Annotated in this window: 21 protein-coding genes; 14 read left to right on the plus strand and 7 right to left on the minus strand. The window is 68.7% G+C overall.

Going from position 1 to position 21,854, the window contains the following annotated elements:
- Positions 1–2: 2 nt before the first annotated feature.
- From ACIQ1T_RS13990 to ACIQ1T_RS14000, 3 genes are all read right to left on the minus strand, one after another.
- Positions 3–848: a helix-turn-helix domain-containing protein gene (locus tag ACIQ1T_RS13990; protein ID WP_395945156.1), complete on the minus strand. Its 846-nt coding sequence runs from the start codon at positions 846–848 to the stop codon at positions 3–5.
- Positions 849–889: 41 nt separating this feature from the next.
- Complete coding sequence (locus ACIQ1T_RS13995) at positions 890–1,447, minus strand: cupin domain-containing protein (protein ID WP_395945157.1); 558 nt, start codon at positions 1,445–1,447, stop codon at positions 890–892.
- Positions 1,448–1,513: 66 nt separating this feature from the next.
- Positions 1,514–2,281, minus strand: a complete 768-nt coding sequence (locus ACIQ1T_RS14000) for a DUF6065 family protein (protein ID WP_395945158.1) — start codon at positions 2,279–2,281, stop codon at positions 1,514–1,516.
- A 38-nt stretch (positions 2,282–2,319) separates the two neighbouring features.
- Here ACIQ1T_RS14000 and ACIQ1T_RS14005 point away from each other — a divergent pair, with 38 nt between their 5' ends.
- The 10 genes from ACIQ1T_RS14005 to ACIQ1T_RS14050 all read left to right on the plus strand — a co-directional run bounded on the left by ACIQ1T_RS14005 (position 2,320) and on the right by ACIQ1T_RS14050 (position 12,139).
- Entirely contained in the window at positions 2,320–2,835 is a 516-nt protein-coding gene (locus ACIQ1T_RS14005; protein ID WP_395945159.1) for a prolyl-tRNA synthetase associated domain-containing protein, read from the plus strand.
- Between the two features lie 87 nt (positions 2,836–2,922).
- Positions 2,923–3,243, plus strand: coding sequence for a hypothetical protein (locus tag ACIQ1T_RS14010; RefSeq protein WP_395945160.1), 321 nt, complete (start codon positions 2,923–2,925; stop codon positions 3,241–3,243).
- A 143-nt stretch (positions 3,244–3,386) separates the two neighbouring features.
- Entirely contained in the window at positions 3,387–4,292 is a 906-nt protein-coding gene (trxA, locus tag ACIQ1T_RS14015) for a thioredoxin (RefSeq protein ID WP_395945161.1), read from the plus strand.
- Positions 4,293–4,423: 131 nt separating this feature from the next.
- Positions 4,424–5,080 (plus strand): LON peptidase substrate-binding domain-containing protein, encoded by a 657-nt coding sequence (locus ACIQ1T_RS14020; protein WP_395945162.1) that lies wholly within the window; start codon positions 4,424–4,426, stop codon positions 5,078–5,080.
- A 25-nt stretch (positions 5,081–5,105) separates the two neighbouring features.
- On the plus strand, positions 5,106–5,300 hold the full coding sequence (locus ACIQ1T_RS14025; RefSeq protein WP_292223225.1) for a Trm112 family protein: 195 nt from the start codon (positions 5,106–5,108) through the stop codon (positions 5,298–5,300).
- 93 nt (positions 5,301–5,393) lie between these two features.
- Positions 5,394–6,341, plus strand: coding sequence for a glutathione synthase (gene gshB, locus ACIQ1T_RS14030; protein WP_395945163.1), 948 nt, complete (start codon positions 5,394–5,396; stop codon positions 6,339–6,341).
- A gap of 25 nt (positions 6,342–6,366) precedes the next feature.
- The gene (locus tag ACIQ1T_RS14035) at positions 6,367–7,062 is read left to right on the plus strand and encodes a hypothetical protein (RefSeq protein ID WP_395945164.1); all 696 of its coding nucleotides are present in this window, start codon (positions 6,367–6,369) and stop codon (positions 7,060–7,062) included.
- Between the two features lie 67 nt (positions 7,063–7,129).
- On the plus strand, positions 7,130–8,749 hold the full coding sequence (locus ACIQ1T_RS14040; protein WP_395945165.1) for a YifB family Mg chelatase-like AAA ATPase: 1,620 nt from the start codon (positions 7,130–7,132) through the stop codon (positions 8,747–8,749).
- An 89-nt stretch (positions 8,750–8,838) separates the two neighbouring features.
- On the plus strand, positions 8,839–10,434 hold the full coding sequence (locus ACIQ1T_RS14045) for a response regulator (protein WP_395945166.1): 1,596 nt from the start codon (positions 8,839–8,841) through the stop codon (positions 10,432–10,434).
- Positions 10,435–10,474: 40 nt separating this feature from the next.
- On the plus strand, positions 10,475–12,139 hold the full coding sequence (locus ACIQ1T_RS14050; RefSeq protein WP_395945167.1) for an AmpG family muropeptide MFS transporter: 1,665 nt from the start codon (positions 10,475–10,477) through the stop codon (positions 12,137–12,139).
- Between the two features lie 3 nt (positions 12,140–12,142).
- On the opposite strand, the gene ACIQ1T_RS14055 is transcribed toward ACIQ1T_RS14050, so the two are convergent.
- Positions 12,143–12,535, minus strand: a complete 393-nt coding sequence (locus tag ACIQ1T_RS14055; RefSeq protein ID WP_395945168.1) for a YidB family protein — start codon at positions 12,533–12,535, stop codon at positions 12,143–12,145.
- 110 nt (positions 12,536–12,645) lie between these two features.
- Entirely contained in the window at positions 12,646–12,783 is a 138-nt protein-coding gene (locus ACIQ1T_RS14060; RefSeq protein ID WP_395945169.1) for an entericidin A/B family lipoprotein, read from the minus strand.
- Between the two features lie 157 nt (positions 12,784–12,940).
- Between ACIQ1T_RS14060 and ACIQ1T_RS14065 the strand changes: the two genes are divergently transcribed.
- The gene (locus tag ACIQ1T_RS14065; RefSeq protein ID WP_395945170.1) at positions 12,941–14,815 is read left to right on the plus strand and encodes a DUF885 domain-containing protein; all 1,875 of its coding nucleotides are present in this window, start codon (positions 12,941–12,943) and stop codon (positions 14,813–14,815) included.
- 4 nt (positions 14,816–14,819) lie between these two features.
- On the opposite strand, the gene ACIQ1T_RS14070 is transcribed toward ACIQ1T_RS14065, so the two are convergent.
- Together ACIQ1T_RS14070 and ACIQ1T_RS14075 are read right to left on the minus strand one after the other, a co-directional pair.
- Positions 14,820–15,587 (minus strand): LytTR family DNA-binding domain-containing protein, encoded by a 768-nt coding sequence (locus ACIQ1T_RS14070; protein ID WP_395945171.1) that lies wholly within the window; start codon positions 15,585–15,587, stop codon positions 14,820–14,822.
- An 11-nt stretch (positions 15,588–15,598) separates the two neighbouring features.
- Complete coding sequence (locus tag ACIQ1T_RS14075) at positions 15,599–16,369, minus strand: TetR/AcrR family transcriptional regulator (protein WP_395945172.1); 771 nt, start codon at positions 16,367–16,369, stop codon at positions 15,599–15,601.
- A 190-nt stretch (positions 16,370–16,559) separates the two neighbouring features.
- On the opposite strand from ACIQ1T_RS14075, the gene ACIQ1T_RS14080 reads away from it, so the two are divergent.
- The 3 genes from ACIQ1T_RS14080 to sucC all read left to right on the plus strand — a co-directional run bounded on the left by ACIQ1T_RS14080 (position 16,560) and on the right by sucC (position 21,814).
- Entirely contained in the window at positions 16,560–18,815 is a 2,256-nt protein-coding gene (locus ACIQ1T_RS14080) for a TonB-dependent receptor (RefSeq protein WP_395945173.1), read from the plus strand.
- A 130-nt stretch (positions 18,816–18,945) separates the two neighbouring features.
- Positions 18,946–20,472, plus strand: coding sequence for a spinster family MFS transporter (locus ACIQ1T_RS14085; RefSeq protein WP_395945174.1), 1,527 nt, complete (start codon positions 18,946–18,948; stop codon positions 20,470–20,472).
- A 151-nt stretch (positions 20,473–20,623) separates the two neighbouring features.
- Complete coding sequence (gene sucC / locus ACIQ1T_RS14090) at positions 20,624–21,814, plus strand: ADP-forming succinate--CoA ligase subunit beta (protein ID WP_395945175.1); 1,191 nt, start codon at positions 20,624–20,626, stop codon at positions 21,812–21,814.
- Positions 21,815–21,854 lie beyond the last annotated feature (40 nt).

A 21,854-nucleotide genomic window follows, 5' to 3' on the forward strand; every position in this document is an offset into this window, starting at 1 on the left:
GATCAGGTCTCCCGATAGCCGAACCGGCGCTCGGGAGATTCCGCCTCCATCTGCTGGAAACGGGTCGGACTGACGCCTGCGAAGAGACGGAAGTCCCGCCTCAGATGATGGTCGTCGTAGTAGCCGGCGCCTAGCGCCGCCTCCAACCAGTCCTGTTCCGGCCGCTGGTTGCGCAGTCGGATAAGGGCGTCAAAGCGGGCGATGCGGGCGAAAAGCTTGGGCGACACCCCGAGCCTTCCGCCAAAATCACGCCGCATCTGGCGCGGGCTGAGGCCGGCGTTCGACGCCAATCGGTCCAGACCGGCCTCGGGTCGAACAATCAGGCGACTGGCGACCCAATCGACAGCCAGAACTGGCCGGTCGCGCCGCGTCCACAACCGGCCCAGATAGGATTCCGCCGCCTGAATCATGGTCGTCGGGTCGTCCGCATCCTCGATCCTGTGCAACAGCTCGGCGAAGTCGGGCGGGAAGACCGCCTGAGCGTCGACATCCCCGTCAGTCAGTTCCTCCAGCGACAGGCCGATCAGCCGGTACAGCGCGCCCGGCTCGAATTCGATCTGATAGACGCTGAAGTCGCCACCGCCCTGACGCCAGGTCAGGGTCGTCGGCTGTCCGATCACCACGGCTCTGGGTTTGATGCGCGGCGTCGGATCGAGCGGCGACCACAACGTCTCCGGATCGCGCACATAGAAGGCCAGGGCCGCAGCGGGACGGGGCCAATAGGGTTTGACGGGCGTCGCGCCGCCTTCGTCGCCTTGAGAGGCGAAACGTAGTCGAATGACCTGGTGACGCCGGATCAGACCCGCCAGGGCGGGATGAGGCGGGACGAAATGAAAATGCGCCGTCATCTCCTCCCCCTGGACTGGGCCCGCTGCAAGCGGACCGGCCATCATTCCACCGGAAGCGGCGGGCCGACAACCCGCATCCCATGCGCCGAGAACAAGGCCTGGGCCGCCTCCGGCGTGGGCGGACCGGCGCCCATACCCGCCTGGTCACGAAAGAAAGCCTCCATGTCGCCGGCGGGCGTGAACATGAAGACCAGCCGCCCTCGCTCGCTCAACTGGGCGAAGGCGTGAGGCACGCCGCGCGGCAGGAAGATGGTGTCGCCGGCGACCAGACGGCGGCGCTCCTCTCCGACCTGGAACAGGTACTCGCCCTCGCGGACATAGAAGATCTCGTCCTGGTCCTCGTGCAGGTGCAGCGGCGGGCCGCCCTTTACGGCCCCCTCGTATTCGAACAGCGAGAACCGTCCGGCGGTGTCGGCGGCCGAGACCTTCACCGTATTGAGACTGGCGCCGAACAGGACGACCGGCGCCTGTCCCCGGTCCTGGCCGGCGGGGACGACGAAACCTTTCGAAGACCGGGCGTCGGCCTTGGCGGGACTGGTCGCGAAGATCAGGCCCAAGTTAAGCATCAGGGCCGAGGCGGCCCGGCGTGTGGCGGTCATGGTTCATTCCTCCGTCGAGGGAGGCATGATTACCGCCGTCCGGTCAGGGCCGGTGGTAAGGAACGGTCAGCCGATCCGCGGCGCCTTCAGACGGCGCTTGTTCGAATGGGTCTGCGGCGCTGCGCCCAGGTTCTCGGGCAGTTCGCCCTTGAAATAGTAGCGTTGCCAGGCCTCCTTGGCGGCGTCGGGGTCGCCGCCGGCCAGGCGCTGGTTGAAGTCGGTGCGGGCGCGGTTCCAGGCCTCGAACTGGCCCTTCATCACCGGATTGGATTCCAGGGTGCGGATCACCGGCTGGAACTGCTCGACCTTCTTGTGCTCGATCAGATTGATGAAGCAGAAGGGCTCGCCCTTCTCGAACCTGATCCGGCCCGGCCGGGTGAAGATCCAGTTCATCGTGAAGGGGAAGGGCAGCCAGTCGGTCTCGATCAGGCCGACCAGCGGCTGGATTCCGTCCTTCACATGATTGGGCGACCCCGAGCACATCATCCCCCAGCCGGGCGGCGTGCGGAACAGATACTGGGGGTGAAGGGTCAGGACGCCGCGCGAGAAGTGCGAGGTGACGAAATGGTCCAGATCGTGCTGGGGCCGGTCCGGGGTGATGACGATGTCTTCCTGGCGCGGGCCGCCGTTCCATTCGGCCGAGAAGGCGAACGGGCACAGGATTTCCCACCCCGTGGTGTTGGCCATGTTCAGCGGCAGGCAGCGATAGGGGTGGCGACTGATGAAGGCGTCCATCCAGTCGCGCGACTGACGACCAGGCACCAGATCCGGCGGCCGGGCCGACATCGGATAGCATTCCAGTTCCGGCGGGCGTGTCTTGACGGTATCGACCATGGAATCCCTCCTAACGCCCGAAACCCCACGGCTCAACCATGACGACCGAACCCGCCTTCAACCGTGATCGCCTGACCGCCTGGCTGGTCGAGCACGGGGTGGATCACGTCACCCACGACCACCCGGCCGTCTTCCGCGTCGAGGAGGGGCTGGAGCTGAAGGCCGACCTGCCCGGCGCCCATACCAAGAACCTGTTCCTGAAGGACCACAAGGGCCGGCTGTGGCTGATCTCGGCGCGTCAGGACACGGTGATCGACCTGAAGCGGGCGGCGGGGGCCATGGGCTCGGGGCGGCTGTCGTTCGGCAACGAGGCCCTGATGTTCGAGACCCTGGGGGTTCGCCCCGGATCGGTCACGGCCCTGGGCCTGATCAACGACCTGGATCGACGCGTGACCTTCGTGCTGGACCGGCGGCTGTGGGAGGCGGAGACGGTCAACTTCCACCCCCTGACCAATACGGCGACCACTGCTCTGGATCAGGCGGCGTTCCGGCAGGTGCTGGAGTTGCTGGGGCGTGAGCCTGTCGTGGTGGATTTCGAGGCACTGGCGGAGTGAAGCTTGGAGCGGTCCTAGCCGCTCGACAGAGCAAACCTGCCGATCCACAGTCGCAGAAATCTGACTTCGAAGACGGGGGGATCTGTCGTGAGACGAGTCTACGGGATCGGAATCGCTGCGGCCGTGCTCCTGACCGCTGCCCTCGCCGCCAAACTGGTCGGTTCGGTCGTCGTGCTGGATCCAGACCAGAAGGCTGCGTCTGCTCGTTTGGTCACGAGCGATGGTCGGGCTCAACCGCTTCATCGCCTGCCCGGCAACCGATTTTACGCCGTTCCCCGGCTGGAAGGGACCGTCGAAGTGCGCTGCCGAAACGGTGAGGCCGGCCTTGGCGGCTATGTCACCCCGCATGTGGCGACACGGGTCAGCATCCAGCCAGGCGACGGATGTCGTCTGATCGAGATCAGTTGATGGGTGCTGCGCCCCTTTCCGTAGTTTGTTTGATCCGTCCGAAGCGGCGAAAGCGGGCCTGCGCCGTTTTATGCGCTTGATGCCGACGCATCCCGACGCCATCTGAACCGTTGAACCTGACCGACCTCTGCACGGACCCCGCCATGACTCTGCTCGATCCGACCCTGTCCCCCGACCTCTCCGGCGATCTGATCAAGGAGGGCACGGACGCCTCCTTCATGACCGACGTGATCGAGGCGTCGAAAACCCAGCCGGTGATCGTCGACTTCTGGGCCACCTGGTGCGGGCCGTGCCGGACCCTGGGCCCGGCGCTGGAGAAGGCCGTGCGCGCCGCCAAGGGCTCGGTGAAGATGGTCAAGATCGACGTCGACGCCAACCCGGCCTATGCGGGCCAGCTGCGGGTCCAGTCGATCCCGACCGTCTACGCCTTCGTCGACGGTCAGCCGGTCGACGGCTTCCAGGGCGCCATTCCCGACAGCCAGATCAAGGCCTTCATCGACAAGCTGACCGGCGGTCAGGGCGGCTCTACCGAGACGGCCCAGCTGCTGGAGCTGGGCGAGGAATCCCTGGGGCTGAACGACTTCGGCGGCGCGGCCCAGGCCTTCGCCCACGTCCTGTCGATCGAGCCCGAGAACGAGAAGGCCATCGCCGGCATGGCGCGGGTCTATCTGGCGGGCGGCGACGCCGAACAGGCGACCCAGACCATCGCCATGGCCCCCCAGGACTCCAAGGAGCCTGCGGTGCAGAGCGTGCGCGCCCAACTGGCCCTGGCGGCCAAGGCCCCCTCCGGCGCCTCGGCCGAACTGGAGGCCAGGGTCGCGGCCGATCCGAACGATCACCAGGCGCGGTTCGATCTCGCCGAGGCCCAGAGCGCGTCCGGCGACTTCAAGGGCGCGGTCGACAATCTGCTGCACATCATCAAGGCCGACCGCGAGTGGAACGAACAGGCGGCGCGCAAACAGTTGCTGGTCATCTTCGAGGCGGCGGGCGTCAGTTCCGACGTGGCCAAGGACGGCCGCCGCCGCCTGTCGTCGATCCTGTTTTCTTAATAAGACCAACCGGGCCTGAAGTAGCGCCAGGCGCGATAGGTCCACGGAAACGGCCTCAAGTAGCGCCAGGCGCGATAGGCCCACGGAAACGGCCTCAAACAGCCCGAAGGGCGACAGGCCAAGGAGAAAAGATGCCCCAGGGCTATGTCAGGGCGCTCGACCTGCCGCAGGTGATCCCGGTGTTTCCGCTGGGCGGGGCCATCATCCTGCCGCGCGGACAGTTGCCGTTGAACATCTTCGAGCCGCGCTATCTGAACATGGTGGACGACGCCATGGCGGGCGACCGGATCATCGGCCTGGTCCAGCCCACGGGCGGGGTTCCGGCCCTGCCGGGCCTGTCGCCGGTCGGCTGCGCCGGGCGGATCACCAGTTTCGCCGAGACTTCGGACGGGCGGTATCTGATCACCCTGACCGGGGTGTCGCGATTCCGCATCGCCGCCGAACTGCCGTCCAAATCGCCCTATCGTCAGGTGCGCGCCGCCTTCGAGGCCTATGAGTCCGACCTGGCCCCGCCGCCGGAGGAGCCGGACTTCGACCGCCACGCCTTCCTCGACGCCCTGCGGGTCTATATGGCCCACCGGGCGCTGGACATCGACTGGGACACGGCCGAGACCGCCCCGATGGAGGCCCTGGTCAACAGTCTGTCGATGGCCCTGCCGTTCGAGCCGGCCGAGAAACAGGCCCTGCTGGAGGCCATGGGCATGATGCAGCGCGCCGAGGCCCTGACCGCCCTCCTGCGCATCGACGCCGCCGACGCCGGTGACGACGCCGCGCCCTCCATGCAATAAGCGGCCACGCTTTCAGGAAAACGCCATGAGTGACGCCTTCAATACGCCGGTCTCCGTCGATCCCCGCCTGCTCGAGGTGCTGGTCTGCCCGGTCACGCGCGGCAAGCTGACCTATGACCGCGACGCCAACGAACTGATCTCGGCCGGCGCCAAGCTGGCCTATCCGATCCGCGAGGGCGTGCCGATCATGCTGGCCGAGGAAGCCCGTCAGCTGGGCTGATCGCCCACCCCTCACGACACCAAACATCCTGGCCCCGGGCGCTGCGCGCCCATCGGGCCTCAAGTAGCGCGAAGCGCGATAGGCCCAAGAACAATGTCCCTGAAAGTCGCCATCCAGATGGACCCGATCGAGGCGGTCAACATCGCCTCGGACACCACCTTCCTGATGGCCGAGACGGCGCAGGCGCGGGGCCACAGCCTGTGGGTCTACGACTTCCGCACCCTGGCGCTGGAAGAGGGCCGCCTCTATTGCCGCGCCCGCCCGGTGACGGTGCGGCGCACGGTCGGCGACCATGTGACCTTCGGCGACGAGGCGCGTCTGGACCTGGGCAAGGACGTGGACGTGATCCTGATGCGTCAGGATCCGCCTTTCGACATGGCCTATGTCACCGCCACCTATCTGCTGGAGACGGTCCACCCGACGACCCTGGTGGTCAACGACCCGGCCGAGGTGCGGTCTGCGCCCGAGAAACTGCTGGTCACCCGCTTCCCCGACCTGACCCCGCCGACCCTGATCACCTCCGATCCGGTGCAGCTGGCCGACTTCCACCGCCGTCACGGCGAGGTGGTGCTGAAGCCCCTGCACGGCGCCGCCGGCTCGGGCGTGGTGCGGCTGAAGGCCGATGATCCGAACCTGGACGCTCTGGTCGAGATCCACGCCATGGGCTCGCGCGATCCTCTGGTGATCCAGAAATTCATCCCGGCCGTGTCCAAGGGCGACAAGCGGATCATCCTGATCGACGGCGAGCCGGTCGGCGCCATCAACCGCATCCCGGCCAAGGACCAGGTGCGCTCGAACCTGCGGGTCGGGGGCACGGCGGCGCCGGTCGAACTGACCCCGCGCGACCTGGAGATCTGCAAGGCCATCGGCCCGACCCTGAAGGCACGCGGCCTGATCTTCGTCGGCATCGACGTGATCGGCGACTGGATGACCGAGATCAACGTCACCTCGCCCACCGGCGCCCAGCAGCTGAAACAATTCACCGGTATCGACGCCACGGCCCTGATGTGGGACGTCATCGAGAAGAAGCGCGCCGGCTGAGAGGCGCATCAGCAGGGGGATTTCCATGAGGTTCGCCATCGCGGTTCCGGCCGCCGCCGTCGCATCCTGTCTCGCGTTCGCCTCGAACGCGCTCGCCCAGTCCGGGGACGCGCCGCCGCGGCGTCCCTCCGTCGCCGCGCTCGAACAGGTCATCGCCACCCGCACGCCGGAAACCCGTGTCGAAACGCCCGATCAGGACCGGATCACCGCGCGGCGCATCGACATCGTCGACGAGAACGGGGTGATCCGCATGACCCTGGCCGGTCAGACGCCGGCGCCGATCATCGACGGGATCCAGTACAAGCGCGCCTTCAATGTCTCGGGCCTGATCCTCTACGACGAGAAGGGCAGCGAACGCGGCGGCTTCGGCACGGCCGACGTGGACGGCGGGATGGCGGTTCTGGCGCTGGATCATCCGGCGATGGACGCCATCGGCTGGCGCGTCTCCCCGGACGGCGCGGTCAGCTTCTCGATCAACCAGGCCCCGCCGCTGATCCGCGAGCCGGCCCTGGGCGACCGACTCGTTCCCGGCGTCGAGACCGCGACGCGCATCCGGCTGGATGTCGCGGCCGACGGCACGCCCGCCATTGCCCTGGCCGACAAGGCGGACCGCCCTCGACTGCGCCTGACCGTCACGCCGGAAGGCTATGGCGCCATCGAATTCCTGAACGCGGCGGGGGAGGTGATCCACACCCTGGCGCCCGAGGCCGAGCGCCCCTGATCCGACACGGCGCTTGCCAGTCGCCATAGTTCGTGATTTGTTCTCCTGATTGCACGGGAGACGCGTCATGGTTGCTCGAGTCGTCACGGTCGCCTTCGACGGGGTTGAGGCCCGACGCGTGGACGTCGAGGTGCAGCTGGTCGGCCAGAACCGCGAGACGCTGTTCGCCATCGTCGGCCTGCCCGACAAGGCGGTGGCCGAGAGCCGCGAACGGGTGCGCGGGGCCTTTTCCGGCATAGGCCTGGCCCTTCCGGCGGCGCGGATCATCGCCAATCTGGCCCCTGCCGACCTGCCCAAGGAGGGCAGTCATTTCGACCTGCCCATCGCCCTGGCCCTGATGGCGGCCATGGGGGTGATCGCGCCCGACGCCCTGGACGGCTGGGCCGCCATCGGCGAACTGGGGCTGGACGGACAGATCGCGCGGGTGGGGGGCGCGCTTCCCGCCGCCGTCGCCGCCGACGCCATGGGCCTGGGCCTGATCTGTCCCGAGGCGACGGGACCCGAGGCTGCCTGGGCCGGCGGCGCGCGGATCCTGGCGCCGCGCTCGCTGATCGGCCTGGTCAATCATTTCAAGGGGACGCAGGTGTTGCGCGCGCCCGCGCCGGGACCGCTGGCGACCGGAGGCGTCGTCCCCGACCTGCGCGAGGTCAAGGGACAGGAGAGCGCCAAACGGGCCTTGGAGATCGCCGCCGCCGGGGGCCACAATCTGCTGTTCATCGGCCCGCCCGGCTCGGGCAAGTCGATGATGGCCCAGCGGCTGCCCGGCCTGCTGCCGCCCCTGACCTCGCAGGAGTTGCTGGAGACCTCGATGGTCTGGTCCGTGGCCGGCCTGATCGAGCGGGGCGCCCTGACGCGGGACCGGCCGTTCCGCGCCCCCCACCATTCGGCCTCGATGGCGGCCCTGACCGGCGGGGGGCATCGCGCCAGGCCGGGTGAAGCCTCCCTGGCCCACAACGGCGTCCTGTTCCTCGACGAATTGCCCGAATATTCGGCCCAGGCCCTGGATTCGCTGCGGGCGCCGCTGGAGACGGGCGAGATCGTGGTGGCGCGGGCCAACGCTCATATCCGCTATCCGGCCCGGTTCCAGCTGGTCGCGGCGATGAACCCTTGCCGCTGCGGGATCGGCGGTTTAGGCCGGGGCGCCTGCGGCAAGGCCCCGCGCTGCCAGCGCGACTATCAGAACCGCATCTCCGGCCCGATGTTCGACCGGATCGACCTGACGGTCGAGACCCCGCCGGTCACCGCCGCCGACATGACCCTGCCCCCGCCCGCCGAGGGCACGGCCCAGGCCAGGGCGCGGGTCGCCGCCGCCCGCGCGATGCAGGAAGACCGGGCGCGGGCCGCCGGCCTCGATCCTTCGCAGGGGCTGAACGCCCGGGCCTCGGGCGAGGCGCTGGACCGGTTCGCCCGGCCGGACGAGGCGGGGCGGATGCTGATGATGCGGGCGGGCGAGGCCGGGGGGCTGACGGCGCGCGGCTGGACCCGGACCCTGCGTCTGGCCCGCACCATCGCCGATCTGGACGGCTGCGACGGGGTGTTGCGCCGCCATATCGCCGAGGCCCTGATCTATCGCCGCAACACCGTCGGCGCCGAGGCCCAGTTCGACCGCCGCGTCGCCGCCCGGGGCGAGGCGCCGTTCGGGATGCGGGAGGACAGCCCCGTGCAGGCGCCCTTCCTCTATTCCTGAATCTTCCACCTCCGCTTTCGCGGGGATGAGCGGATGGGAGGGATCCTTAACCCGCCGCCTCTAGGCTCGCCGCCAACCAAGAGGCGACCATGGCGCGACGCGCAGCGACCCAGAAGATCGAGACCAGGACGGTCGAAACCCCGGCGGCGGAGGCTGCGGCCCTTCCGGCCGTCGACCCGGCCCAGCAGTTCCTGCGGCTGATGAGCCACGAGATGCGCACGCCCCTGAACGGGGTGTTGGGCATGATCAACCTGCTGCAGCGGACCCGGCTGGACGGGGCCCAGCGCGCCTATGCCGAGAATGCGCGCCAGTCGGCCGAACACCTGCTGGGCCTGGTCAACGACCTGCTGGACTATGCGCGGCTGGAGGCTGGGGCGCTGGAGTTCGATCTGGCCCCGGTCGATCTGGAGGGGCTGGTGCGCGGCGTCGCCGAACTGCTGAGCCCGCGCGCCCACGACAAGGGGCTGGAAATCGTCTGGTCGGTCGCCGCCGACGCTCCGGACGTCATGGCCGACGAGGGCCGTCTGCGTCAGGTCCTGTTCAACCTGGCCGGCAATGCGGTGAAATTCACCGAGACCGGCGGGGTTCTCATCTCGGTCGAGCGCGCCGACGCGGATCCCGCCCGGCCGCGCCTGGCCTTCATCGTCGACGACACCGGTCCCGGCGTGGCGCCCGAGGCCCGCAACCGCATCTTCGAGGAGTTCGGCCATGCGGACTCCTCCGACGCCGTACGCCACGACGGCGCCGGTCTGGGGCTGGCGGTCGTGCGCAAACTGGCCCGCGCCATGGATGGAACGGTCACGGTCGAGGACCGGCCGGACGGGGCGGACCCGCGCGGGGGCGCCCGCTTCCGCTTCGAGGCGGGGTTTCAGGCCGTCGCCCCCCTCTCGGGCGGGACGCGCGACACGCCGTTGAAGGGCCAGGTCGTGACCGTCCTCTCGCCCGAACCCTTCGTCCTCGCCGCGGCCAGGGCCCAGATCGAGGCGTCCGGCGGCAAGGTCGCCGACGGCGCGGCGGTCTGCCTGATCGACCATTCCGGCGCGCCCGCCGGCGAGTTGGCGCCTCTGCCCGACGTCGTGGCTCAAGGCGGGGGGCGGGGCATCGTCCTGCTGAAACCGTCGGAACGCGACCTGATCGCCCGCTATCGCGCCGCCGGCTTTCACGGCTATCTGATCAAGCCGCTGCGCCGCGCCTCCCTGGCCGAGCGGGTGCTGGCCGCCGCCGGCGCCGCCGCCAGCGACCTCGGGGCGCCCAGCGGCGTCGCTCCGCCCGAGGACGACCGGGTCGCCCCCGTCCGCTTCGCCGGGGTGCGGGTGCTGCTGGCCGAGGACAATCCGGTCGGCGCCCTTCTGGCCCGCACCCTGCTGCGCCGCGAGGGCTGCACGGTCGAGACTGCGGCGACGGGCCACGAGGCCGTCGCCGCCCTTCAGCGCGCCCGCTACGACCTGGTCTTCATGGACATGCGGATGCCCGGCATGGACGGCCCCGCCGCCGCCCGCGCCATCCGCGCCGCCGGCGACGCGACCCCCATACTGGCCCTGACCGCCAACGCCTTCGCCGAGGACCGCCGCCTGTGTCTGGAGGCCGGGATGGACGACCATCTGGTCAAGCCGCTGGACGCCGAGGCCCTGCGCGCCGCCCTGGCCCGCTGGACGAAGCGCGACATCCGCGCCAAGGTCGGCTGAGTCTAGGCGACCGCGTTTCCGGCCGCCGCCGGAGCCGTGCATGACCGATCAGCCCACCCCCGCCGCCGAAGTCGCCGCCCTGCGGCCGCAACCCAAGGGACTGGGCGTGCTGAAGGCCGCCTTCCGGGAACGGCGCACCTTGGCGATGCTGCTGCTGGGCTTCTCGTCCGGCCTGCCCTTCGCCATGCTGTTCGGCACTTTGAACGCTTGGCTTTCGGCGGTCGACGTGTCCGTGGCGACCATCGGCGTCCTGTCGTGGGTCGGCCTGTTCGGCGCGTTCAAGTTCCTCTGGTCGCCGGCTGTGGGGTTGCGCCTGCCCGGTATCGGCCGACTGGGACAGAGGCGGTCGTGGATGGTGACGTGCCAGATCGTACTGGCCCTGGCCTTTGTGGTCATCGCCCTGTCCCATCCGGCCACCGGCGCCATCGGCGCCCTAGCGCTGGCTGCGGCTCTGGGCGCCTTCGCCTCGGCGACCCAGGACATCGTCATCGACACCTGGCGGATCGAGGCTGCGGATGACCGTGCGCCGGTTGATCTGTTGTCGGCGGTCTATCAGCTCGGCTTCCGCACGGCGGCCCTGGTCGGCGGCGCCGGCGCCCTGGTCCTGGCGGACAACCTGGGTTGGCCGGCGACCTTCCTGATCGGCGCAGGCCTGATGGGGCTGGGCCTGCTCGGCGCGCTCATCGCGCCCGAGCCCGTTACGGCGGCGGGCCAAGCCATCGCGCGGGAGCGGGTCGCCACGCCCGGCCTGCGGCGGATGGCGTTGATCGTCACCCTCCTGGCCTGGGCCTGGGCGGCTTTCATGCTGGTCCGTTTCATGGTCGTGGCCCTGACGACCACACCCGCGCCCAGCGCAGGCGAGTTCATTCAGACCTGGGGATCGTGGATCGTCGCGGCGGCGGTGCTGCTGCCGGCCGGACTGGCGGGGTTTCTCGTGTGGAGGGGCCGTTCGACATCCACAGAAGCGCCGTCCCACGGCGGCTTGGCCGAACGCTTCTATGACGCCATCCTGGCTCCACTGGTCGAGCTGATGGGGCGGCTCGGCTGGGGCGCGCTGGTCGTTCTGGGGCTGATCCTGAGCTATCGCATCACCGACGGCGTATGGGGCCCGTTCGCCTATCCCTTCTATCTCGGGACAGAAGGCGGCGCCTTGGGGCGGACGATGACCGAGGTCGCGCTCGCGTCTAAGACCTTCGGCGTCGTGATGACTCTGCTGGGGATCGGCCTAGGCGGCTGGGCCCTGCTGGTCATCGGCCGTATGCCCTGCCTGCTGATCGGAGCCGTGCTGAGCGCTGCGACCAATCTGCTGATGATGGATCTGGCCCTGGGCGCGCCCGTCATCGATCCCTTCATGCGCGCCACCGGGCTCTACGGCCTGTTCGCGACCTTCGGAATCGGGGACGCACTCGCGCGGCTGATGGTCGCCATCGCTGGCGAGAACATCGCCGGCGGCTTCGCCGGAGCTGCTTTCGTCGCCTATCTGTCCGCCTTGTCGAACCGATTGTTCGGCGCGGTCCAGTTCGCCGTCTTCACCTCGTTGGCGTTGCTGATCGGCACCCTGGGGCGTGCGCCCCTGGGCGAACTTGTCGACCGCGCCGGTTTCGCGCCGATGTTCCAGTTCGCCGCCGCGATCGGTCTGATCGCAGTCGCCTTCTGCGTGTTCGAGTGGATCAGACTGACCGTCGAGACGCGACGGGCGAGATAGACCCTAGCGCTTCAGGAAACCGCCGATCATGTCGCCGACGCCGCCCGGCAGTTTGGACAGCAGGTCGTCGGCGCCGTCGATCTGACCGCCGGGGGTCAGGCGGTCTATGGCCTCGGGCAGCAGGCCGGCCAGGGTTTCGGACGCCTGCTGCGGCGAGACGCCCAGTTTGGCGGCCAGGTCGGCGATGGGGCCATGGCCGATGACGGCGGCGATCTGTTCCGGCGAGATATTGGCGTTGGCGCCGTTTCCGACCCAGGAGCCGACCACGTCGCTGAGGCCCGCCTGGCCGAACTTCTCCGCCAGGCCGCCGACGCCGCCCTGGCCCTTCAGCAGGTCGCCGATCCCGCCCGCCGCATCGTCGCCCAGGCCGTTCATCACATTGTCGAGGAAGCCCATGGTCCGTCTCCTGAAGGGGGGTGAGGCCGAGGCTAACACCGTCACGCGACGGATACGAGAAAGGCCCGCCGGAAACCGACGGGCCCTTCAGCTCTCGGCTTGGGCCGAAATCAGTTCTTGGCGCTCTCGGCGCCCTGGCTGACGGCCGAGCCGGCGGCCGAGACGTCGCGGCCGACGCCCGAGATGGTGTTGCAGGCCGACACGGCCAGGGCGGCCGCGACGATGGACAGGGCGATGATCTTGCGCATGGTGGGAACCCCTTGTTTATGGTCAAGCTCCCTGCTGAACGCCAAGCGTGGCCTTGGGTTGCATGGCGCCGCGACGAAACGTCTGGAGCCGTTCGAGCGGCTTGCGCGGGGCGGCGACCGCCCTGAAGGTGCGTCGGTGTTTTCCGAGGGGTTTTCCATGCGTCGTCTTCTGATCTCGTCCGCCGCCGTCCTGGCGGTCCTGTCCGCCGTTCCGGCCCTGGCGCAAGCTCCTACTGCGGCGCCTGCGCCCGAAGCCCAGAGCGGGGCCCAGAGCGGGGTCCAGAGCGAGGACGCCCGGCTGAACGCCTTCTTCGAGGAAGCCTTCCAGGCCCGGATCGCCCTGAGCCCGCAGCAGATGACCTCGCTGGGGATGAAGACCGACTACGACAAGCTGGACGACGTCTCGGACGCGGCGGGCGCCCGGTCCCTGGCCCTGCAGGAGGCCCAGCTGGCGCAGATGAAGGCCCAGTTCGATCCCGAGAAGCTGGGGGCCCAGGCCCGGCTGTCGTGGCGGATGTTCGAATACGGCGTGCAGCAGGCGCGGCTGTCGAACCGGTGGCGCGACTGGGGCTTCCAGTTCGCCGCCAACGGCAATCCGACCACCAGCCTGCCGGTCTTCATGATCAACAACCACCGCGTCTCCAGCGTGGCGGACGCCGAGGCCTATGTCGCCCGTCTGGTCGAGGCCGAACGCCAGATGGACCAGGTCGCCGACGAACTGCGCCAGCGCGCGGCGGCGGGCGTGGTCTCGCCCCGTTTCGTGTTCGAACCCTCGATCGAGAACACCCGCAACGTCATTTCGGGCGCGCCCTTCGACGGCGGCGCGGACAATCCGGTCTGGGCCGACTTCCAGAAGAAGGTCGCCGCCCTCGATGCGGATCAGGCGACGAAGGACCGGCTTCTGGCCTCGGCGCGCGCCGCCCTGACCGGCCCCTACAAGGCCGGGTTCGACACGGTGCTGACGGCTTTAGCCGAGGTCCAGCCGATGGCCGACAGCGACGGCGGGGTGTGGCGGCTGCCGCAGGGCCAGGCCTATTACGACGCGCGGCTGAAGCTTTCGACCACCACCGACCTGACCGCCGACCAGATCCACAAGATCGGTCTGGACGAGGTGACGCGCATCCAGGCCGAGATGGAGACGATCAAGGCCCAGGTCGGCTTCACCGGCTCGCTGCAGGACTTCTTCGTCTTCCTGAAGACCGATCCGCGCTTCCAGTATCCGAACACGCCCGAGGGCAAGGAACAGTATCTGACCGACGCGCGCGGCTTCATCGCCCAGGTGATGACGGCGGCGCCCCAGTGGTTCTCGACCCTGCCCAAGGCGGCGCTGGAGGTGCGGGCGGTCGAGCCCTTCCGCGAGGCCACGGCCTCCATCGCCTTCTACAACTCGCCGGCGCCGGACGGATCGCGACCGGGCATCTATTACGTCAATCTGTCGGACATGACCCAGGTGCTGAAGCCCCAGATCGAGGGGATCAGCTATCACGAGGGGGCCCCCGGCCACCATTTCCAGATCGCCTACGCCCAGGAGATCGAGGGCCTGCCGCGCTTCCGCCGCTTCGGCGGCTTCTACGGCGCCTATACCGAGGGCTGGGGGCTTTATGCGGAACAGCTGGGCAAGGAGATGGGCTTCTATCAGGATCCCTATTCCGACTTCGGCCGGCTCTCGACCGAGCTGTGGCGCGCCGTGCGTCTGGTCACCGACACCGGCCTGCACGCCAAGCGCTGGAGCCGCGAACAGGCGATGGACTATTTCCGCCAGAACTCCCTGCTGTCCGAACGCGACATCGAAAAGGAGGTCGAGCGCTACATCACCAATCCGGGCCAGGCGACCAGCTACAAGATCGGCGAGCTGAAGATCGAGGAACTGCGCGCCCGCGCCGAGGCCGCCCTGGGCGACCGCTTCGACATCAAGGACTTCCACGCCGCGGTCCTGGGTTCGGGCGCCCTGCCGCTGGACGTGCTGGAAGACCAGGTCGACGCCTGGATCTCGGCGGGCGGCGGCCCCGCCGCCGGTCAGCCGGCGGGGTGAGGCCTCACCACCAGTCGGCTTCGCGCAGGGTCCGGGCGTAGCGGCGGCTGACGGGAACCCTGACCCCGTCGACCAGGGTCAGGGTGGCGCGGCCGTCGTTGCGGTCGACGCCGCGCACCGCCGCCTGGGCCACCCACCAGCTGCGGTGGGTCTGGGCGCCTTCCAGCCCGTCCAGCTCCTCCACGGCGTCGGACAACCGCATCAGGATCAGGTCGGATCCCCGGTCGGTGTGGATGCGCAGATAATGGTCCTCGGCCTGGACGGCGTGGATCGTCGCCCCCCTCAGCTTCATCGGCAGGCGGTCGAGAAAGCGGGCGGGGCGGGGCGCGGGCTCGGAGGCGGGCGCCGCATGGGTCTGGATCGGCCGGGCGCGGCCCAGGAAGATGTTGACCGCCGTCACCCCCGCCGTCACCGCCAGGACCGGGACCAGCAGCTGGGGCAGGGCGGCCAGCGGATAGAGGCGCTGGTTGAAGAACAGGCCGGTCGCCGCCCAGACGATGGCGCACATGGGGCCGGTGATGACGGCGGTCATGACCGCGACCCCCAGCCAGGGCCGCTCGTCCACGTCCAGGAAACGGGTGACCAGCCGGCCGCACAGATGGCCCCACAGTCCCCCCAGGATCATCAGCACGACCCAGTAGATCAGGCGCTGTCCATAGGGGGCGCCCGCGCTGCCGAAGGCGCCGGTGGTGGCCAGGAAGATTCCGCCCAGGACGGCGACCACCAGGCCGCGCAGGAAGGTTCGGCGCTGTTCGGCGCGGGCGTCGGTCATGATCTTTATCTTCAGGTCTTCGGCGAGGTTCCGGCCACGGCGCGGAAGCCCGCCGCCGCGAACCGGACCATATAGTCGCCGGCGGTCTCCAGATCGCCGGAACGGGCCAGTCCCCCGGACAGTCGGTCCAGACGCCCGGTCTCGCCCAGGGTCAGGGTCAGGGCGCCCGACAGATTGTGATAGCCCCAATAGAGGTCGACCTCGCTGGCCTCGGGCAGGACCACGGCGATCAGCTCGATCAGCCGGCGGATGGCCGGGTCGAAATAGCGGGCCATGGTCTCGCCGCCGAAGGTCGGATTGGCGTTGGTCTGGGCCACCAGGGCGGCATAGTGTTTCCAGCCCGGCCCGCCCTTCAGCGACCATTCGAACGGCGGCCGCAGAAAGGCCTCCAGCAGCCCTTCCAGGGTCATGCCGGCGCCGGCGGTCTCGGCGTAACGGTCGATGGCGGCGACCCGGTCATTGTTCCAGACCTCGGCCCGACGCAGGAAGACGGCGTCGAACAGGTCGCGCTTGGCCCCGAAATAGTAATGGACCAGGGCTGTATCCACGCCCGCCTCGCGCGCCACCTCGCGGATGGTGACGCCGTAGAAGCCGTGTTTGGAGAACAGGTCCTCGGCCGCGTCCAGGATCAGGTTGCGGGTCTCGCCGGCCGCCTTGGCCTGGGTCTTGGGCGGGCGGCCGCGTCGGGCCGGCGTGGGGGCGGTCGCCGCATCCACGCCCGTCCTGCGTCGCGCGGCGGCGACGGGGCGGGGGGCGGCGGTCGAAGCGTCAAGCTTGCTCATGGGGGTGACGCTAGGCGTGCGGCGACGTCGGCGCAACGGCGCCCGCCTTCCGCCGCGGGCGGCGACCGGATGACGCAAGGGAACGGTGATCGTTTGACAGCGGGGCCGATCCGGGTCAGGTTCCGTGAAAATCATTGAACGCTGAATAAAAGCGTCAATCGGGCTGGAAACGACAAAGGGGTTTAGGATCATGAAGCATCATGTGAAGTGCGCGCTGCTGGCCGGCGCGGCGTGGAGCGTGCTCGCGGGGGCCTCGGCCGCCCAGGATACGGAAACGGCGGCCCAGGCCGCCAATAATCAGGCGGCCAACACCCAGGACGCGTCTCAGGTCGACGACATCGTCGTCACCGCGCGGCGCCGGGTCGAAAGCCTGCAGGACGTGCCGGTGGCCGTCACCGCCGTCAGCGGCGAGCAGCTGGAAGCGCGCGGCGCCCAGGACATCACCGAACTGGCGCGCTCGACCCCCAGCCTGACGCTGAACGCGGCGCGGGGGTCGAACTCGACCCTGATCTCCTTCATTCGCGGCGTGGGCCAGCAGGACCCGCTGTGGGGCTTCGATCCGGGCGTCGGCCTCTATATCGACGACGTCTATGTGGCTCGCCCGCAGGCGGCGGTGCTGGACATCTTCGACGTCGAGCGGATCGAGGTCCTGCGCGGTCCGCAGGGCACCCTGTACGGGCGAAACACCATTGGCGGCGCGATCAAATACGTCACCCGCCGTATCGATGCGACCCAGCCGGAAGGCCGGATCCGCGCCTCGTACGGCAGCTATGATCAGCGCGACGTTGTGGCCAGCGCCGAGCTGCCGTTCAGCGACCAGTTCAAGGCCTCGGCCGCCCTGGCCCGGTATCTGCGCGACGGCTACGGCGAGAATCTGAACACCGGAAACGACCACTACAACAAGGACGTCACCGCCTTCCGCGGCAGCGCCGAATGGACGCCGTCGGACCGGCTGTTCTTCCGCCTGGCCGGCGACATCGTCAACGACGACTCCAACGCCCGCCACGGCCATCGCCAGGTCGCCCCCGCGCCGTCGGACCCCTATGACACCAATGCGGGCGCCGGCGACAAGAACAAGGTCCAGACCCGCGGCCTGTCGCTGACGGGCGAGTGGCGGATGAACGACATGCTGACGTTCAAGTCGGTCACCGCCTATCGTGACGGCTATACGCGCGGCAATATCGACTTCGACAACCTGCCGGGACCGATCCTGGACATCCCGGCCGCCTATGACGACGACCAGTTCAGCCAGGAATTCCAGGTCCTGATCGACGCGGGCCGGCTGAACGGGGTCGCCGGCGTCTTCTATATGGACGCCACCGCCTCGGGCGCCTTCGACACCGTCGTCGGCCTGGCCAATCTGACCACCCTGACTTCGGGCTCGGTGGACACCAGGAGCTATGCGGCCTTCGCCGACTTCAGCTACGACCTGACCGACGCCCTGTCGCTGTCGGTCGGCGGCCGGTTCACCAGGGACGAAAAGGAAGGCACGGTCTTCCGTCAGCAGTATCTGGGCATCCGCAGCCCCTATTTCGGCAATATGGCGGCCGTGCCGCTGGGCGGGCCGCGCACCAACTACACCCGCACCCGCGACTTCGAGAAATTCACCCCGCGCGCCTCGATCAGCTACAAGTTCGGCGCGGACCTGACGGCCTACGCCTCGTGGGGGCAGGGCTTCAAGTCGGGCGGGTTCGACATGCGCGGCGACGCGGTCCTCTATCCCGCCACCGTCAACGGCTATGATCCCGAGACCGTCGAGACCTACGAGATCGGGCTGAAGGGCTCGCTGATGGACCGTCGCCTGACCTTCGCCACCGCCGTCTTCGACTCCAGCTACGAGGACCAGCAGATCACGACCCAGTATCCGGCCGGCGCCACCGTCGCCTCGGTGGTGGACAATGTCGGCTCGTCGTCGATCCGCGGCTGGGAGTTCGAGGGCCGGTTCCGCCCGACCGACGCCCTGACCCTGAACGCCTCGCTGAGCTATATCGACGCCCAGTTCGACCAGTTCCTGGCCTATATTCCGACCGGTCCGCTGAACGCGACCTGCCCGACCCAGGTCGGCTGTTTCGTCGACGTCTCGTCCCAGCGCGACTTCCAGAACACCCCGGAATGGACCGGTTCGATCGGCGCGACCTACACCTGGTTCATGGAGAACGGCGCCTCGATCGCGGTCATCCCGTCGATCGCCTATCGCGGCGAATACCAGCAGTTCGAGACCCCGGCCCCCCTGCTCGATCAGGGCGCCTACTGGATGTATGACGCCAGCATCGTCTGGACCTCGGCCGACGATCGCCTGACCTTCGGCGTCCACGGCAAGAACCTGGGCGACGAACGCTACAAGGTCGGCGGCTATACCTTCCCCGGCGCCCTGACCGGCGACTCGATCATCGCCTTCTACGGCCCGCCGCGCACCGTGACCGCCACCCTGGGGCTGAAGTTTTAGGGCGAACCGATCCTGCGGAGCGGTCAATGACGAGGGGCGGCGGTTTCAGGGCCGTCGCCCCTTTGCTTTCGGGCCCGGCCTATGGCTAGGCTGGCCCCAACAATAAGAACGAGACCGAGGGAAAACGCCGATGACGACCGACGCGCCCACCGACGTACCGACGGCCGAACAGGCCCCGCACCGTCCCGGCTACCGCTTCTATGTGCTGGCGGTGCTGATCCTGATCTACATGCTGAACTTCCTGGATCGCCAGATCATCGGCATCCTGGCCGCGCCGCTGAAGGCCGAGTTCGAACTGTCGGACCGTCAGTTCGGCCTTCTGGGCGGGATCGCCTTCGCCTCGGTCTATTCGACCCTGGCCATTCCCCTGGCCTGGCTGGCCGACCGGTTCAGCCGGGTCTGGATCATGACCGGGGCCCTGGCGGTCTGGTCCGGCTTCACCGCCCTGTGCGGCCTGGCCGGGTCGTTCGGACAGCTGTTCCTGTGCCGGATGGGGGTGGGCGTGGGCGAGGCCGGCGGGGTGGCCCCCGCCTATTCGCTGATCTCGGACTATTTCCCGCCGCAGCAGCGGGCGCGCGCCCTGGCCGCCTTCGCCTTCGGCATTCCCCTGGGCACGGCGGCGGGCACCCTGGTCGGGGGCCTGCTGGCGGCGACCTATGGCTGGCGCACCGCCTTCATCGTCGTCGGCCTGATCGGGGTGCTGGTCGCGCCCCTGCTGCGGCTGACGGTCAGGGATCCGAGGCGGGGCGGGACGGATGCGGTCAAGACCGAGGCCCAGATGGCGGCCCTCGCCGCGGCGCCCGAGGTGTCGGACCGCGTGGGCCGGATCGCGGCGCAGATCATGCTCGGCCTGGGCGCCGGCCTGCTGGCGCTGGCCGCCGGCGCCTGGCTGCTGGGGACGTCGCTGGGCAATCCGCTGGTCTTCGGCTTCGCCGGCCTGCTGGCCCTGGTCATCGGGGTGTCGCTGCGGATCGCGCGACGCACCGCCTCCGTGGTCATTCCCAAGCGCAGCTTCTGGCTGCTGGCCCTGGGCGCGGCCTCGTCCTCGGTGTGCGGCTACGGCGTGGCGGGCTGGCTGCCCCTGTTCTTCATGCGCAGCTTCGACCTCAGCCTGCGCCAGACCAGCTGGTACTATTCCGGCATCGCCTTGATCGGCGGCATGCTGGGCATCTGGCTGGGCGGGGCCATCGCCGACCGGCTGTCGAAGAAGGGCAAGGGGGCCTATCCCCTGACCCCGGCCATCGCCTTCCTGATCTCGGCGCCCTGTTTCATCCTGGCGATGAACTCGCCCTGGCTGATCGGCCTGGTCCTGCCGGGCGGCGGGTCCAGCACCCAGCAGCTGGTGCTGGCCTTCTTCATCTTCCTGATCCCGACGGGACTGAACCTGGCCTGGCTGGGGCCGATCACGGCGGCGGTCCAGCATCTGGCGCCGGCGGCCATGCGCTCGACCGCCTCGGCCCTGTTCCTGCTGATCAACAATCTGCTCGGGCTGGCGGTCGGCTTCTATTATTTCGGCTGGATGAGCGATCTTTTGGCCCCGACCTTCGGCGAGGAGAGCCTGCGCTGGGCCATCTATACGGGCATGGGCTTCTATCTGCTGGCGTCGGTCCTGCTGATCGGCGCCTCGCGCACTTTGAAGCGCGACTGGGTCGACTGACCGAAATCGGAGGGGGGACGCCGTCCGCCCCCGCCTCAGCCGATCGGGCTCTGGACCGATAGACGAAAAGCATAACCCCCGGCTGTTGCACCCGCGAACAGCCGGGGACTATAAGCCCGCAACTCTCCCAGCACAGATTGCGGCGGTTTCCATGAATATTCACGAATATCAGGCCAAGCAGGTTCTCAAGGGCTTCGGCGCTCCGGTCGCCGAGGGCGTGCCCATCACCTCCGCTTCGGAGGCGGAAGCCGCCGCCAAGCAACTGCCTGGCCCGCTCTATGTCGTGAAATCCCAGATTCACGCCGGCGGCCGCGGCAAGGGCAAGTTCAAGGAACTGCCGGCCGACGCCAAGGGCGGCGTGCGCCTGGCCTTCTCGATCGAGGACGTGGTCAAGCATTCCGAGGAAATGCTGGGCAACACCCTGGTCACCGCCCAGACGGGCGAGGCCGGCAAGCAGGTCAACCGCCTCTATATCGAGGACGGCGCCGACATCGACCGCGAACTGTATTGCTCGCTGCTGGTCGACCGTGAAGTCGGCCGCGTGGCCTTCGTCGTCTCGACCGAAGGCGGCATGGACATCGAGGCCGTCGCCCACGACACGCCCGAGAAGATCGTCACCATCGCCATCGACCCCGCTACGGGCGTCACCGACGCCGACGTCACGGCCATCAACGCCGCCTACGGCCTGACCGGCGACGCGGCCGCCGACGGCGCCAAGCTGTTCCCGATCCTCTATAAGGCCTTCGTCGAGAAGGACATGGCGATGCTGGAGGTCAATCCTCTGATCGTCATGGAGAACGGCCACCTGCGCGTCCTGGACGCCAAGGTCTCGTTCGACGGCAACGCCCTGTTCCGTCACCCGGACATCAAGGAACTTCGCGACGAGACCGAGGAAGACGCCAAGGAAATCGAAGCGTCCGAATGGGACCTGGCCTATGTCGCCCTCGACGGCAACATCGGCTGCATGGTCAATGGCGCCGGCCTGGCCATGGCGACGATGGACATCATCAAGCTGTACGGCAAGGAGCCGGCCAACTTCTGCGACGTCGGCGGCGGCGCCGGCAAGGACAAGGTCGCGGCGGCCTTCAAGATCATCACCGCCGACCCGGCCGTCCAGGGCATCCTGGTCAACATCTTCGGCGGCATCATGAAGTGTGACGTCATCGCCGAAGGCGTGGTCGCGGCCGTCAAGGAAGTGGGCCTGAAGGTGCCGCTGGTCGTCCGTCTGGAAGGCACGAACGCCGAGCTGGGCAAGAAGATCCTGAACGAGTCGGGCCTGACCATCCAGGCCGCCGACGACCTCGACGACGCCGCCCAGAAGATCGTCGCGGCGGTCGGCTGAGGCTTCGCGCCCAGCCCGCTACCGCCCTGCTGACTGACAC

This window comes from Brevundimonas sp. (assembly GCF_044336875.1).
Lineage (GTDB): Bacteria > Pseudomonadota > Alphaproteobacteria > Caulobacterales > Caulobacteraceae > Brevundimonas.

What these genes read in the sequence shown, in the direction of transcription:
- ACIQ1T_RS14050 (WP_395945167.1), top strand. Translation starts at nt 10,475, where the DNA reads ATGACCGATCAGCCCACCCCCGCCGCCGAAGTCGCCGCCCTGCGGCCG.
- ACIQ1T_RS14005 (WP_395945159.1), top strand. Translation starts at nt 2,320, where the DNA reads ATGACGACCGAACCCGCCTTCAACCGTGATCGCCTGACCGCCTGGCTG.
- ACIQ1T_RS14000 (WP_395945158.1), bottom strand. Translation starts at nt 2,281, where the DNA reads ATGGTCGATACCGTCAAGACACGCCCGCCGGAACTGGAATGCTATCCG.
- sucC (WP_395945175.1), top strand. Translation starts at nt 20,624, where the DNA reads ATGAATATTCACGAATATCAGGCCAAGCAGGTTCTCAAGGGCTTCGGC.
- ACIQ1T_RS14075 (WP_395945172.1), bottom strand. Translation starts at nt 16,369, where the DNA reads ATGAGCAAGCTTGACGCTTCGACCGCCGCCCCCCGCCCCGTCGCCGCC.
- gshB (WP_395945163.1), top strand. Translation starts at nt 5,394, where the DNA reads ATGTCCCTGAAAGTCGCCATCCAGATGGACCCGATCGAGGCGGTCAAC.
- ACIQ1T_RS14080 (WP_395945173.1), top strand. Translation starts at nt 16,560, where the DNA reads ATGAAGCATCATGTGAAGTGCGCGCTGCTGGCCGGCGCGGCGTGGAGC.
- ACIQ1T_RS14040 (WP_395945165.1), top strand. Translation starts at nt 7,130, where the DNA reads ATGGTTGCTCGAGTCGTCACGGTCGCCTTCGACGGGGTTGAGGCCCGA.
- trxA (WP_395945161.1), top strand. Translation starts at nt 3,387, where the DNA reads ATGACTCTGCTCGATCCGACCCTGTCCCCCGACCTCTCCGGCGATCTG.
- ACIQ1T_RS14085 (WP_395945174.1), top strand. Translation starts at nt 18,946, where the DNA reads ATGACGACCGACGCGCCCACCGACGTACCGACGGCCGAACAGGCCCCG.
- ACIQ1T_RS14055 (WP_395945168.1), bottom strand. Translation starts at nt 12,535, where the DNA reads ATGGGCTTCCTCGACAATGTGATGAACGGCCTGGGCGACGATGCGGCG.
- ACIQ1T_RS13995 (WP_395945157.1), bottom strand. Translation starts at nt 1,447, where the DNA reads ATGACCGCCACACGCCGGGCCGCCTCGGCCCTGATGCTTAACTTGGGC.
- ACIQ1T_RS14060 (WP_395945169.1), bottom strand. Translation starts at nt 12,783, where the DNA reads ATGCGCAAGATCATCGCCCTGTCCATCGTCGCGGCCGCCCTGGCCGTG.
- ACIQ1T_RS14045 (WP_395945166.1), top strand. Translation starts at nt 8,839, where the DNA reads ATGGCGCGACGCGCAGCGACCCAGAAGATCGAGACCAGGACGGTCGAA.
- ACIQ1T_RS14020 (WP_395945162.1), top strand. Translation starts at nt 4,424, where the DNA reads ATGCCCCAGGGCTATGTCAGGGCGCTCGACCTGCCGCAGGTGATCCCG.
- ACIQ1T_RS14035 (WP_395945164.1), top strand. Translation starts at nt 6,367, where the DNA reads ATGAGGTTCGCCATCGCGGTTCCGGCCGCCGCCGTCGCATCCTGTCTC.
- ACIQ1T_RS14070 (WP_395945171.1), bottom strand. Translation starts at nt 15,587, where the DNA reads ATGACCGACGCCCGCGCCGAACAGCGCCGAACCTTCCTGCGCGGCCTG.
- ACIQ1T_RS14065 (WP_395945170.1), top strand. Translation starts at nt 12,941, where the DNA reads ATGCGTCGTCTTCTGATCTCGTCCGCCGCCGTCCTGGCGGTCCTGTCC.
- ACIQ1T_RS13990 (WP_395945156.1), bottom strand. Translation starts at nt 848, where the DNA reads ATGACGGCGCATTTTCATTTCGTCCCGCCTCATCCCGCCCTGGCGGGT.
- ACIQ1T_RS14025 (WP_292223225.1), top strand. Translation starts at nt 5,106, where the DNA reads ATGAGTGACGCCTTCAATACGCCGGTCTCCGTCGATCCCCGCCTGCTC.